The following is a 12,201-nucleotide window of genomic DNA, read 5'->3' as shown; positions in this document are numbered from 1 at the left end:
CCGAGCGGAGGGCGAGTCAGGGCCCTAGGACCCGAGGTCTCCTGGGCCCAAGGAACTACCGGCACAGAGGTCCGAGCGGGCTTCCAGGATGATTGCGCTTGATTTCCCGCGCCATGCAACTTTTTCGGGGGCTCGATCGTATGAAGGTATGGATGACCGAACCGTGCTCGAACTTCTTAAGAGGATCGCCGCCGCCCCCGACGTGATGGAAGAGGTGGCTGCGGCGGCGAAAGCCGCCGGCGCCTGGCGTACCTGGACCTTCGACCGCCAGGGCTGGTTCATCAGGAAATATCACCGGCTCACGCAGGCCAAACTGGCGAAACGATCGGGAGTGAGCCAGCGGCGGATCTCCCGCATCGAAGCGGGAGACGACGTCAAATTGAGCACGCTCAGGGCCCTGTGGCGGCCGCTAGGCTATGAGCCTCTCGTCATCCCTGACGCGCTCGACCTGCCGCGCCAGTCGCGCCCGTTCCGGAAGGGGCGGACGATGTCGTCCAAGACATCATCACTGCCGGCGCGGGAGTGATGATGACCTTGAGGTCATCCTCGGACTAGAGGTCCGAGGAGGCGGGGCGGGAGCGCTCGACGAGCCAGACGACGGCCGTCGAGAGGAAGTACAGGCCGAGCAGGACGCCGCCGAACAGGATGGTCGTCGCGATCAGGTCGCCGGGGGTGAGGAAGGCCGAGGCGGCGAGTATGGCCACCGTGGACTCGCGCCAGTAGCGGATCATCGCGCGCGCGCTCACCAGCCGGAAGCGGGCGAGGAAGTAGAACAGCACCGGCGCCTCGAAGGAGACGCCCGTGCCGACCACGACGCAGAGGAACAGGTTCAGGTACTCGGTGGGCTTCAGGTTGGGGCGCAGGCCGGCCCGGCCGGCCTCGTCGAGGAGGACGTTGGCCAGCACGGGGAAGGCGACGAAATAGGCGAACACGGCGCCCGCGACGAAGCACACGCTCGTCGCGGCCGTGAAGGTCACGGCCATGCGCCGCTCGCGGTCGCGCAGAGCCGGCCGGACGAAGGCCCAGACCTGATAGAAGAGGTAAGGGGAGATGACGAACACCGAGGTCCAGAAGGACAGGCGCATCATCGAGATGAACGGCTCGGCCAGGTCGGTGTAGGTGAAGGGCGCCACGAGAGCCGGCGCGGCGACGCGCAGCGGACGCTGGGCCAGGTCCCAGAGGCGGAAGCGCAGGAAGTAGCCGCAGGCGGTCGCGACGAACAGGGCGATCGCGCTGTTGATCAGGCGGTCGCGGAACTCGCCGACGTGGTCCCACAGCGGGAGCCGTTTCTCCTCCGGGAGGTCGTCCGGGAGGTCCTGCGGCACGAGCTCCACGCTCACCGGCCGCTCCCGTCGAACGCGGCGGGGATGTGCGACGCCGTTCCCGCGTCGAGGGCGACGACGTCGAAGCGGCACGGGCCGGTCCACGCCCGGGCCTGCAGCCACAGCTGCGCCGCCTTGATCAGCTTGCGGCGCTTGGCGCCGCCGACGGAGGCGGCCGCGCCCCCGAAGGACGACGACGCGCGGGCGCGGACCTCGACGAAGACGATCTCGTCCTTGTCCCGCGCCACGAGGTCGATCTCGCCGACCTTCGCGCGGAAGTTGCGCTCGACGACGGTCATGCCCTTGGCGCGCAGCAGCTCCGCCGCCGCGTCCTCCGCCGCCCGGCCCGTCTCGGCGCGGCCGCTCATCGCGGGACCGCCTGCCGCGCGACGGGCTCGTAGGTCAGGCGATGGGCCGCGCACGGCCCCAGCTCGGCGAGGGCGCTCAGATGCGCCTTCGTCCCGTAGCCTTTGTGGGCCGCGAAGCCGTAGCCGGGATGGAGCCGCGCGAGGCGCCGCATCCACCGGTCGCGCACGACCTTCGCGACGACGCTGGCCGCGGCGATGCAGAGAGACTTGGCGTCCCCGTCGACGACCGTGCGCTGCGGCAGGTCGAAGCCGCGGATGGACCGGGGGCCGTCGACGAGCACCAGCACGCTCGCCTCGCCCGTCCGGGCCGCCGCGCGGCGCGCGGCGCGGCCCATCGCGGACAAGGTCGCCGCCAGGATGTTGTCCCGGTCGATCGCCCGGGGATGCGCCCACGCCACCGAGACGGACAGGGCCTGGGAACGAATGACCCCGAAGAGCCGCGATCGGCTCTTCGGGGTCATCTGTTTCGAGTCGCGCGCCCGCCTCAAGGCCGCCGAAGGCACCTTCGGCAGAGACACGGCCGCGACCACCACGGGGCCCGCGAGGGGCCCACGGCCGGCTTCGTCCACGCCGATCAGCGTCGCGGTGCGGCCGCGCGCGCGAGCGTCGTCGTCGAAGGCCCGGCCGTCCAAATTACTTGGCGACGGCGGGGGCGTCCTTGGCCTTCGGGGCCTTGGGCGCTTCGACCTTCTTGGGGGCCTCGGCCTTGGGAGCCTCGGGCTTCGCCGGGGCCGCGGGGGCCTGAACGCCCTCGCGGTCCTCGATGCGGGCCGAGCGGCCGGTCAGGTCGCGGAGATAGTAGAGGCGGGCGCGGCGGACCTTGCCTTCGCGCACGAGCTCGATCTTCTCGATGTGGGGAGACGAGATCAGGAACGTCCGCTCCACGCCCACGCCGAAGGAGATCTTCCGAACGGTGAAGTTCTCGCTCGCGCCGCGGCCGCGGCGCACGATGACCGCGCCCTCGAACACCTGGACGCGCTCGGACTCGCCTTCCTTGACCTTCATGTGCACCTTGACGGTGTCTCCGGGACGGAAATCCGGGACCTTCTTCTTCTCATCCATTGCAGCCATCATACGCTTCTCCTGACGTCTCTTATTTCGCCCGTTCGATCAGATCGGGACGCTTTCGCTTGGTCGCCTTCGCGGCGGCGTCACGACGCCACTGGGCGATCTTCGCGTGGTCTCCGGAGAAAAGGACCTCCGGGACCTCCCGTCCCTTCCAAACGCGGGGACGGGTGTACTGCGGGAAATCGAGCAGGCCGTCCGTGAACGACTCGGAGACGGCCGCGTCTTCCTTCTTGAGCACGCCCGGGACGAGGCGCGCCACGGCGTCGGCGACGAGCATAGACGGCAATTCGCCGCCGGTCAATACGTAATCGCCGACCGATACTTCTTCATGAAACAGCGGCATCAGCCTTTCGTCTATGCCTTCGTAGTGCCCGCAGACGAGAATAAGGTGCTCTTCCCGTGAAAATCTCAACGCCGTTTTGTCGTTGAAAGTCTTTCCTTGCGGGGACAGCAGCACGATCTTCGAATTCTTCGTCTTTATGCTCTTGATCGCCTTTTCCAAGGGTTCAGCCATCATGAGCATGCCCGGCCCGCCCCCGAAGGGACGATCGTCGACCTTGTGATGCTTGTCCGTCGTGAAATCCCGCGGATTCACGCAGCCCCAAGTCACGAGCCCCTTCTCCTGGGCGCGCGCCATCATGCTCGCGTCCATGACGGACGGGAACATGCCGGGGAACAACGTCACGAAGTCGATCCTCATGGGCTAGTCGATGTCCACCTCGGCCCGCACGCCGGCCTTCTGCGCGGCCACGCCCACGAGGGCGCGGATCGCCTTGATGACCTTGCCCTGCTTGCCGATGACCTTGCCCTTGTCGCTTTCGTCGACGATGAGGTTCAGGACGGTGATGTCCCCGTCCTGCTCCTCCTCGACCGACACCGCGTCGGGCTTGTCGGCCAGGCGCTTGACGATGAAGAGCGTCAGGTCCTTCATGAGCATCTTACTTGGCCGCCGCCGCCTTGAACGCCGCCTTGACGAGGGAGCGGACGGTCTCGGACGGCTGGGCGCCGACGCCGATCCAGTACTCGTAGCGCGTCTTGTCGACTTCGACCTTCTTGCCCTGCGTCTCGACGCGGGGGTTGTAGGAGCCGAGCACTTCGATCGGCTTGCCCGTAGCACCCCGAGCCTTCTCGATGGCGACGACGCGGTAGTAGGGCTGGTGCGGCTTGCCTTTGCGCTGCAGTCTGATGACGACCATTTCTTTCTCCGTTTACGGCTGTTGCTGAGGTTTAAAAGCGGCCCGGGCTTTGAGCTCGAGCTCCCGAAAGGCGGCGGCGGGATCCTTGGCGGCGAAGACGGCCGAGCCGGCGACGAGGCTGTCGGCCCCGGCGGCGGCGCACTGCGCGATGTTGACGGCGTTGACTCCGCCGTCGACCTGGATCCAGCAGTTCGAATCGTTCTTGTCGATCGCGGCGCGGAGCGCGGCGACCTTGGGCATCATGTCGGGCATGAATGTCTGCCCGCCGAAGCCGGGCTCGACGGTCATGACCAAGGCGAGGTCGCAGAACTCCAGCGCGGCGACCAGGCCGTCGACCGGGGTCTTGGGCTTCACGGCGAGGCCGGCCTTCACGCCGAGGGCGCGGATCGCCTTCAACGCCGAGGGGCCGTCCTCGACGGCCTCGATATGCGCGGTCAGGATGTCCGTGCCGGCCTCGACGAACCACGGCGCGACCTGGAGGGGGTTCGTCACCATCAGATGGGTGTCGACGTAAAAGCCTTTCCTCTTGGCGAGCTTGACGAAATCGGGCCCGAAGCTCAGATTGGGGACGAAATGACCGTCCATCACGTCGATGGAGAGCCAATGACAGCCCGCGGCCTTCACCTGGTCGAGCTGGTCGCCCAAGCGCGCGAGATCCCCGGCCAGGAGAGAAGGCACGACGGCAACGGTTCTTGTCGCCACTATCACAGGTCCCTTTCCTCGACCAGGATGCCGTTCATGTAGATCTTGACCCGCGCCCCGCCGGTCTCCTGCACGGGGACCTCGATCTTCGTGCCGGGCTTGCGCACGCCGTTGAAGAGCTCGCGCTCGCCGTACTTGTCGACGACGACGACGCGCACCTGGCTCTCGGAGCCGCTCTGGGGGAGCTCGTACTTGAAGGTCTTCGCGGCCACGGTCGGCGCCGCGCCCTTGCGGCCGCTGACGAGGAGGTGGACCTTCGCGTCGGGGGAGAGCACGGTGTCGGCCGCCGGGGTCTGGGTCATCACGGTGCCGTTGGGGAAAAGGGAGGAGGCGTCGGTCTTGATGTCGAGCTTGACGCCGGCGCCGGCGGCCCACGACTGCGCCTCGTCGACGTTCTTGCGCAGGAAGTCCGGCATCAAAGAAACGCCCCCCGGGGGAGCGCCGCCGGAGACCACGAGGTTGACGAGGGCGTCGCGCTCGACGCTGGCCTCGGCCTTCGGGTCCTGGGAGAGGACCAGGCCCTTCTCCTGCTTGAGCGAGTAGGACTCGCTGACCTCGCCGAGGGCGAGCTGGGACTGGCGCAGCATCATCTCGGCGTTGCGCAGGGGCAGGCCGACGACCGCGGGCGCCAGCACGGTCTGGCCGCCCTGGCTGACGATCACCTTGATCGTCTTGCCCTCGCGCACGACGGTGCCCGCGGGAGGATCCTGGCGGAGCACGGAGGAGATCGGCACCGACGCGTCGAACTCGACGCCCGTCTTGCGCAGGCCCAGGTTCAGCGGCGCCAGTTGATCCAGCGCGGCGGCGATCGAGCGGCTCTTCAGGTCGGGGACGGTCTGCGTGCGGCGGGTGTGGATGACGCCCTCGAGGCCCCAGTTCAGGACGAAGTAGGCGAACACGAGGAGAGCCGCCGCGACGGCGGCGACTTCGAGCGTTCTGACTTCGGCGGCTTTCGTGGTCAAATCGTTTTTCCGGATAACGGCAAAAGACCACCAGCGGCCAAACGGAGGCCGTTGGCGAATTCAGCAGCGTTGAGCGGCTTTTTTCCCTCTGGTTGTACTTCGAGGAACCACAGACGGCTGCGGGACGAACATTCTACCAAAATCCCCTTATTTCGTCCAACGGAAAGTACGCGCCCGGGGGCGCCCGTCGCGGGAGGGTCGGACGGCTCCGCCGTACTCGTTTTGAGCACCAGGACCTTGCCGGAGACCAGCTCCAGGGCGGCGCGGGGCCAGGAGCGGAAGCCCCGGACCAGATTATGGATATCCTCGGCTTTCCGGGACAGATCGATGGCCGCGTCCTCGCGCTTTATGAGCGGGGCGGCGCTCGGGACTCCCTCCTGCGGGCGACGAACGACTTTTCCGGCGGCTAGATCGGTCAAAACGGGATCGAGCAGGTCGACGCCGAGGGCCGTCAGGCGGGATAGAAGGGCGGGGGCGTCTTCATCGGGGCCGATCTCCGTCTCGACGACCGACTGGATCGGGCCGGTGTCCATGCCTTCGTCGAGCCAGAACAGCGAAACGCCGGTCCTCTTCTCGCCGCGGACGAGCGACCATTGCACCGGCGCGGCGCCCCGGTATTTCGGCAGCAGCGAGAAATGAGCGTTCAGAAGACCGAGCCGCGTCGACGAGAGCGCGTCGGTCTTCAGGATGCGGCCGTAGGCGACGACCACGCCGAGGTCCGCGCCCAAGGCCTTGAGCTCGGCGGCGACCTCGGACGGCTTCGCGGGCTGGAGGACCTTGAGGCCGAGCTCGAGCGCCGCGGCCTTGACCGGCGTCGGCGCCGTCTGCAGGCCGCGCCCGGCGGGCTTGTCGGGCTGGGACACGACGGCGAGGACCTCGGTCCTGGCGGCGAGAAGCCTCAGGAACGGAACGGCGGTTTCGGGGGTTCCGAAGAAGATCGTTTTCATCGCTGCGCCTTCGCAGGACTATCCCCGCTATCCACAGTCCGGGCGCCAAAAACTGTTGTCAACAACAGTTTTGCGGCCATGATCAATCCCAGCCCGGCTTGGCGGTCTTGATGACGTCGAGGACCTTGAGCCGGTCCTCGAACGGGAGCCGGTCGACGTAGAGCTTGCCGTCCAGATGATCGATCTCGTGCTGGAAGGCGCGCGCGAGCAGGCCCTCGCCCGACAGCTCGCGCGAGACCCCGTGCTCGTCGAGCGCGCGCACGCGGGCGCGGGCGTGGCGGCGCAGCTTATGGTAGACGCCGGGCAGGGACAGGCAGCCCTCCTCGTCGTTGAGCTCGCCTTCGAGGGAGACGAGCTCGGGGTTGATCAGCACGATCCGCTGGGACTTGCCCTCGGGCTTCACGTCGATCACCGCCAGGCGCAGGGACAGCCCGATCTGCGGCGCGGCCAGGCCGACGCCGCGCGCGGCCGCCATCGTCGCCCACATGTCCTTGAGCAAAGCGGGGAGCTCCGGCTTGAGAGCCTCGTAGTCGACGGGGGGGCAGGGAGTCTTCAAGACCCGCTCGCCGTGTTTGGTGATTCGTCGGATGGGCATGGCTCGCGTTTCTTCTATTATAAGTCGACGGCGTGCTCGACGCCGGGGCCGAGTATGCGGAAGCGCACGGGCTGCTTGTCCTTCTGCAGCGAGCCCCAGGTCATTGCCAGGCGCTCGAGCTGGGCGTCGGTGGACAGCTTCGCCGAGACGCCGAAGACGACCTCGGTGGCGCCGACGGCCTGCGCGGCCTGGGTGATCGCGTAGAAGGGCTCGTTGGAGACGACGAGCATCGGAGTGACGGTCTTGCCGTGCTTCTCGGCAGCCTCGATGACGCGAGTGAACAGCTTCTCCTCGTCGTGGTCCATCGACACGGTCTCGTCGACGAGGCTGAGGCCCTTGCGGATGCGCGAGGTGAACACCACGAGGTCGGTCGTCTCCGAGTCGTGCGTCTCCAGGGTCTTGTTGAGGTGATAGAGGTTGCCCGGGTCGCGCACGGCGACGAGCACTCGGTTCGGGCGCTCGATCTCCTCGCGCACGATCGCGAGGTCTCCGGCGCTGCGCAGGTTGAACTTCTCGCGGTGCTCGCCGTGCGCCTTCTCGCGCTTGTTGATCCGCTCGCTGATGATGAACAGGATGAAGAAGAAGGCCGTGAACCCGAAGCCGAAGACCGTCGCGACCTTCTTGGTCAGCAGGTTGACGAGGCCGACCGCGAGGACGAGCAGGAACAGGCCGGCGAGGCCGAGCGGAAGCTCGTGCTTTCCGAGCTTCAGGTTGCCGGGGAACTTCCACTCGCGCCTCGAGCGGTCCTTGAAGCGCAGGACGAGGACGGCGGCGGCGTTGAAGACGAAGCTCCAGATCAGGCCGAAGGCGTACGCCTCGCCGAGCAGGTACACGTCGCCGCTGCACAGGACGATCGTGGCCGCCTGCAGCAGGACGACGAGGTTGATCATCCGGTGCGTCGTGCCGAAGCGCGGGTGCAGATGGCGCAGCGAGTCGGGCATGATTCGGTCCTCGGCGAGCCGGTTGAGGACCCCGTTCGAGCCCATGATCGAGGTGTTCACCGCCCCGGAGAGGATGATGACCCCGACGAGCACGACGAACGCCTGCAGCAGGAGCTGCAGCCAGTGGGGGCCGGCCATCGACATCGCGAGGCCGGACAGGAGGTTGTCGGCGTAGGTGTGCCGGACCTCGTCGGGGATCAGGCCGACGGCGAGGAACGAGATCGTCCCGGTCAGCAGCAGCGCGAAGACGAAGATCGCCGCCGCCGCGCGCTTGAGGTTCTTGAGCTTGGGCGCCTCCATCTCGCGGTAGACCTGGGCGAGGGTCTCGAGGCCGCTCATGCCCAGGAAGGCGTGGCCGAACGCGACGAGCAGGCCGAGGCGGCCGAGCGCGAGATGGCTCGGGAACCAGCCCAGCGACTCGTGGGTGAAGGAGACGTCGAGCCCCGGCCAGCGGAACCCGCGCGACCAGATCGTGTACGCGCCCCAGGCGAAGATGACGACGGCCATGACGGCGACGAGGGACATGATCTTGATCGCCTTGTCGGAGGACTCCTCGATGCCCTTGATGTTCTGGCGCCAGAAATAAGCGACGACGCCGAGCGCGAAGACCACCGAGAAGACCTTCGGGTCCACGGACCAGTGGACGTGCAGGTGCGGGAAGGCCGAGTTGACGAGGCCGGCGAGGTACTGGCCGGCGGAGACCGAGCTGATCGCGCCGGTCAGGATGTAGTCGAACATCAGCGCCGACACCGAGACCTTGGCGAGGCTGCCGCCCATGGACTCGCGCACGACCTTGTACACCCCGCCGCGCACGAACATGCTCGAGCCCTCGACGTAGAGCATCAGCATCGGCGCGGAGCACAGCATGACGCCGAGGATGAACCACGGCGCCGCGGGACCGATCGCGGTCTCGACGATCCCGCCGACGTACCAGGCGGTCGAGGCCAGGTCGCACAGGACGATCGCCGCGGCGCGCCAGAAGGAGATGAACGACAGCATGGCCGTGGTCAGGACGACGACCTCGGTGACGCGCCGCCCGGGGCGGGGCTCAGGCTTCAAGCTTTTTGATCAGCTCGAGGGCCGCGGCGGGACCGGAAGACGCGGTGAGCTGGTCGATGAGGGCCGGCTGGAACAGGGAGGACACGCCGCGCAGGAGCTGCAGGTGCAGCGGGAAGGCGTCCTGCTTGTTCGGCGAGAAGAAGAGGAACATGACGCGGATGGAGAGATCGGGCTGCTTGGGGTCGGGGATCGGCTTTTTAAGGACGGCCATCCCCGCGAGTATGCCCGGTATGCCGTCCATGCGGGCGTGCGGAAGGCTCAGCCCGGTGTCGAGCGTCGTCGAGATGCCCTGCTCGCGCTCCTGGACCTTGGCGAGGAACGAGGCCCAGTCGGCGATGCCGGCCTTGCCGCACACCGCCGCGGCGAGGGATTGGAGGACCGCGGCCTTGTCGTGGCCCTCGGCGGGGAAGAGGATGGCGTCCTCGGCGAGTATGGACGCGACCTTCAAGCCCTTGCCCACGCGCGGGATGGGCGTGGTTTTAGGGCTTTCTGCGGCCGCCTCGGGGGTCTTCTTCTGGAACCAGGCCATGGGGGGGATGCTGGCGTTATTATCGCACAACCCGGGGGGGGTGTCAAATGGCGTAGAATCTGCCTCGTGCCGGCCGCCATCGCCGTTTTCCTTATTCTTTTTCTCGTTCACGCCCGGGGCGTGGGCGGGTATCTGCTGTCCCATCCGTCCTCCATCGACGGGCAGTCCGTCCTGCTATGGGCGACCCGGGCGGTCCTGCCTCTGCTCGCGGCCGCGGCGCTGTGGGCGGCGGGCGCGGGCCTGGGACGAGGCGCGGCAGTACTTCTGCGCGTCCGGCCCAAGGCCTTCGCCGGGAAAGCGGCCGAGGCCGCGCTCGGCCTGGGCCTTCTCGCGCAAGCCGTCTTCCTCCTGACCTGGACCGGGCATCTGACCCCGACCGCGCTGGCCTGGTTGGCGGCGGCGGCGGCGGTCATCGCCGTCCTTTTCCTGCGCCCGGCGCTTCCCGCGGCCGCGCCGCCGCGGACCGCCGCCGAGGGCGCCGCGGCGGGCCTGCTCTCGTACGCCGCCGTCTGCGCCGCGATCACGGCGCTGGCTCCGCCGGTCGAGTGGGACGTCCTGGCTTATCATCTGGCCCTGCCCGAGATCTACCTCAAGGCGGGACGGCTCGTCGACGTGCCCTGGATCATCCACGCCCACTGGCCACGGTTGATGGAGGTGTTCTACGCCCTCCCGCTCGCGGCCGGCTCCGACGGGGCCGCGGCCCTCGTCCACGCGGGAGCCGCCTTCCTGCTCGTCGGCTCCGCCGCCTCGTGCGCCGGGACGGCGCGAGCGGCCTGGACCGTCGCGCTGCTGCTGGCCGGCCAGCCCGCGCTGCTGCGCGTGGCCGGCGCCGCGCACGCCGACGCCGCGGCGGCCCTGTTCGTCTTCGCCGCGGCCTACGCCCTGTCGCGCTGGGAGGAGACCGAGGCGGACGGCTGGCTCGTCGCCGGCGGCCTGCTCGCCGGGCTGGCCGGCTCGTCGAAGCTGCTCGGCGTCGCGGCGCTCGGCGCCTGGGCGGCGGCGCTGCTCTGGAAGACGCGGCGCCCCCGCGAGGCCCTGCTCTGCGCGGCGGCCGCGACGCTGATGATCGGCCCCTGGCTGTGGACGACCTGGCGCGCGACCGGCGACCCGGCCTGGCCTTTCCTCAAGATCGGCCCCGAGGCCGCCGAGCTCGCCGCGCGCTACCTCCGCTCCAACCGCTGGGACTTCCCGCCTCCGGCGTCGCTGCTCGCGCACGACGGGCCGGGGTTCCTCGTCCTGCCGGCGCTCGGCCTCCTCGCGCTGTCGCGCGGCCGCCGCCCCGGCGCGACGGCGGCGGAGCGCTGGCTGTGGACGGCCGCCCCCGCCTACGTCTTCCTGGCCTGGCGGCATAACGAGGCCTGGAGGTTCCTCATGCCGGTCTGGCCGGCGCTCGCGCTGGCGGCGGGACGCTCCGCCGAGGGCGCTTTCGCCGGAGGCCGCGGCCGGCGGGCGGCCGCGGCCGCGCTCGTCCTCGCGGCGGCCTTGCCCGCGGCCGCCCTGACCGCGAACAACGCCCTTTTCGCGGTGCTCGGCGTGCGCTCGGCGGCCTTTCCCGACGCGGACCGGCGCGCGGTGTTCGCCGAGCGCAGCGTCGACGTCGCGGGATTCTACCGCGAGGCGCGCGCCTTCCTGCCCCCGGACGCGAAGGTCCTCCTGTTCCGCGAGGTGCGCGGCTACGGCGCCGGCTTCGACTACCTGTGGGGAGACCCGATGAACCAGGCGATGATCGACTACCGGCGCCTCCCGGATCCCGGCGCGCTGGCCCGGCGCCTCGAGGCCCTCGGCGTCACGCACGTCCTGGATCACCCGGGCTCGCACCTCTACCGGGAGGATCCCGGCTACTACGACGCGCGCACGCTCGCGCTCATGGCCGAGTGCCTGCGGCTCGAGGCGCGCCTGGTGCTCGCGCGGGACGGTCTCGCTCTTCACGAGCTGAGATGAACTTCGCGCGCGAGCGCTCCCGCGCGGCCGCGGCGGGCTCGCCGGACGCCGCGTACATCGCGGCCAGCCGCTCGTGGGCGCCGGCGTCGCGGCTGACGTCGTAGATCAGGATCGCCCGGCCCGCGACGGCGGCGGGCGCGCGCGAGGCGAGCCACCCCCACGCGGGCGGGCCGCTCTCATAGAAGCCCTGGGCCTTCGTCGCCGAGACGGCGAGCCACTCCTGTCCGGCGTCGACGGGCAGCGGCGCGCCGCGCGGGCACGGTCCCGGCGTCGAGAACGCGTCTTGCGCCGCGAGGCCGAGACGGGCCGGGCAGTCCCGGCCGAAGTAGGACAGGATCAGACCGCCGGGATTCTTCGCGACGAACTCGGCGAGCTCGGGCAGGGACTGGCCCCAGTCCACGTTCGAGTCTCCCATGAGCCTGCGCGCGGCCGCGGGGCCGCCGAACGCCTCGTTCGCGTAGGCGAGCGGCTGCGGCAGAGCGGCGGCGGAGGACGCCGCGTGCCAGGCGAGCAGGGCGCCGGCCGCCAGCCGGGGCCGGCCGCCGCGGCGCCACGGCGCGGCGGCGGCGGC

16 protein-coding genes are annotated in these 12,201 nt (G+C 69.3%); 2 read left to right on the top strand and 14 right to left on the bottom strand.

Annotated elements, in window-relative coordinates:
• The first annotated feature begins 205 nt into the window (after positions 1-205).
• The gene (locus HYV14_15655; protein ID MBI2387424.1) at positions 206-526 is read left to right on the top strand and encodes a helix-turn-helix domain-containing protein; all 321 of its coding nucleotides are present in this window, start codon (positions 206-208) and stop codon (positions 524-526) included.
• 25 nt (positions 527-551) lie between these two features.
• Here HYV14_15655 and tatC read toward each other — a convergent pair whose 3' ends face one another.
• The 13 genes from tatC to HYV14_15590 all read right to left on the bottom strand — a co-directional run bounded on the left by tatC (position 552) and on the right by HYV14_15590 (position 9,689).
• The gene (gene tatC, locus HYV14_15650; protein MBI2387423.1) at positions 552-1,340 is read right to left on the bottom strand and encodes a twin-arginine translocase subunit TatC; all 789 of its coding nucleotides are present in this window, start codon (positions 1,338-1,340) and stop codon (positions 552-554) included.
• A complete protein-coding gene (locus HYV14_15645) occupies positions 1,337-1,690 on the bottom strand; it encodes a YraN family protein (GenBank protein ID MBI2387422.1) in 354 nt (117 codons plus the stop codon). The genes tatC and HYV14_15645 overlap by 4 nt, the downstream gene beginning before the upstream one ends.
• Positions 1,687-2,322, bottom strand: coding sequence for a ribonuclease HII (locus HYV14_15640; GenBank protein MBI2387421.1), 636 nt, complete (start codon positions 2,320-2,322; stop codon positions 1,687-1,689). The genes HYV14_15645 and HYV14_15640 overlap by 4 nt, the downstream gene beginning before the upstream one ends.
• 1 nt (position 2,323) lies before the next feature.
• The gene (rplS, locus tag HYV14_15635) at positions 2,324-2,764 is read right to left on the bottom strand and encodes a 50S ribosomal protein L19 (GenBank protein ID MBI2387420.1); all 441 of its coding nucleotides are present in this window, start codon (positions 2,762-2,764) and stop codon (positions 2,324-2,326) included.
• A gap of 19 nt (positions 2,765-2,783) precedes the next feature.
• The gene (trmD, locus tag HYV14_15630) at positions 2,784-3,458 is read right to left on the bottom strand and encodes a tRNA (guanosine(37)-N1)-methyltransferase TrmD (GenBank protein ID MBI2387419.1); all 675 of its coding nucleotides are present in this window, start codon (positions 3,456-3,458) and stop codon (positions 2,784-2,786) included.
• A 3-nt stretch (positions 3,459-3,461) separates the two neighbouring features.
• A complete protein-coding gene (locus HYV14_15625; GenBank protein MBI2387418.1) occupies positions 3,462-3,689 on the bottom strand; it encodes a KH domain-containing protein in 228 nt (75 codons plus the stop codon).
• Between the two features lie 7 nt (positions 3,690-3,696).
• Complete coding sequence (gene rpsP / locus HYV14_15620; GenBank protein MBI2387417.1) at positions 3,697-3,954, bottom strand: 30S ribosomal protein S16; 258 nt, start codon at positions 3,952-3,954, stop codon at positions 3,697-3,699.
• Between the two features lie 12 nt (positions 3,955-3,966).
• Entirely contained in the window at positions 3,967-4,632 is a 666-nt protein-coding gene (rpe, locus tag HYV14_15615; protein MBI2387416.1) for a ribulose-phosphate 3-epimerase, read from the bottom strand.
• A gap of 26 nt (positions 4,633-4,658) precedes the next feature.
• Entirely contained in the window at positions 4,659-5,618 is a 960-nt protein-coding gene (locus tag HYV14_15610; GenBank protein ID MBI2387415.1) for a PASTA domain-containing protein, read from the bottom strand.
• Entirely contained in the window at positions 5,615-6,565 is a 951-nt protein-coding gene (locus tag HYV14_15605; protein MBI2387414.1) for a methionyl-tRNA formyltransferase, read from the bottom strand. Before HYV14_15605 ends, HYV14_15610 begins: the two co-directional genes overlap by 4 nt.
• An 82-nt stretch (positions 6,566-6,647) precedes the next feature.
• On the bottom strand, positions 6,648-7,160 hold the full coding sequence (def, locus tag HYV14_15600) for a peptide deformylase (GenBank protein MBI2387413.1): 513 nt from the start codon (positions 7,158-7,160) through the stop codon (positions 6,648-6,650).
• 17 nt (positions 7,161-7,177) lie between these two features.
• Positions 7,178-9,160 carry an APC family permease gene (locus tag HYV14_15595; protein MBI2387412.1) on the bottom strand — a complete coding sequence of 661 codons (1,983 nt, stop codon included), beginning with the start codon at positions 9,158-9,160 and terminating at the stop codon, positions 7,178-7,180.
• Complete coding sequence (locus HYV14_15590; protein MBI2387411.1) at positions 9,150-9,689, bottom strand: PTS sugar transporter subunit IIA; 540 nt, start codon at positions 9,687-9,689, stop codon at positions 9,150-9,152. Before HYV14_15590 ends, HYV14_15595 begins: the two co-directional genes overlap by 11 nt.
• A gap of 66 nt (positions 9,690-9,755) precedes the next feature.
• Between HYV14_15590 and HYV14_15585 the strand changes: the two genes are divergently transcribed.
• Positions 9,756-11,630, top strand: a complete 1,875-nt coding sequence (locus HYV14_15585) for a hypothetical protein (GenBank protein ID MBI2387410.1) — start codon at positions 9,756-9,758, stop codon at positions 11,628-11,630.
• Here HYV14_15585 and HYV14_15580 read toward each other — a convergent pair.
• On the bottom strand, positions 11,554-12,201 hold a 648-nt coding region (locus HYV14_15580; GenBank protein ID MBI2387409.1), incomplete at its 5' end, for a hypothetical protein. The two genes, HYV14_15585 and HYV14_15580, sit on opposite strands and share 77 nt — an antisense overlap.

Source organism: Elusimicrobiota bacterium, from assembly GCA_016182905.1.
Lineage (GTDB): Bacteria > Elusimicrobiota > Elusimicrobia > UBA1565 > UBA9628 > GWA2-66-18.
This window is presented reverse-complemented; position numbering and strand designations above follow the sequence as displayed.

Excerpts from the sequence above, each read along its gene's own strand:
- HYV14_15655 (MBI2387424.1), top strand. The coding sequence starts at position 206 with ATGGAAGAGGTGGCTGCGGCGGCGAAAGCCGCCGGCGCCTGGCGTACC.
- HYV14_15605 (MBI2387414.1), bottom strand. The coding sequence starts at position 6,565 with ATGAAAACGATCTTCTTCGGAACCCCCGAAACCGCCGTTCCGTTCCTG.
- def (MBI2387413.1), bottom strand. The coding sequence starts at position 7,160 with ATGCCCATCCGACGAATCACCAAACACGGCGAGCGGGTCTTGAAGACT.
- HYV14_15645 (MBI2387422.1), bottom strand. The coding sequence starts at position 1,690 with ATGAGCGGCCGCGCCGAGACGGGCCGGGCGGCGGAGGACGCGGCGGCG.
- trmD (MBI2387419.1), bottom strand. The coding sequence starts at position 3,458 with ATGAGGATCGACTTCGTGACGTTGTTCCCCGGCATGTTCCCGTCCGTC.
- rplS (MBI2387420.1), bottom strand. The coding sequence starts at position 2,764 with ATGATGGCTGCAATGGATGAGAAGAAGAAGGTCCCGGATTTCCGTCCC.
- HYV14_15590 (MBI2387411.1), bottom strand. The coding sequence starts at position 9,689 with ATGGCCTGGTTCCAGAAGAAGACCCCCGAGGCGGCCGCAGAAAGCCCT.
- rpsP (MBI2387417.1), bottom strand. The coding sequence starts at position 3,954 with ATGGTCGTCATCAGACTGCAGCGCAAAGGCAAGCCGCACCAGCCCTAC.
- HYV14_15625 (MBI2387418.1), bottom strand. The coding sequence starts at position 3,689 with ATGAAGGACCTGACGCTCTTCATCGTCAAGCGCCTGGCCGACAAGCCC.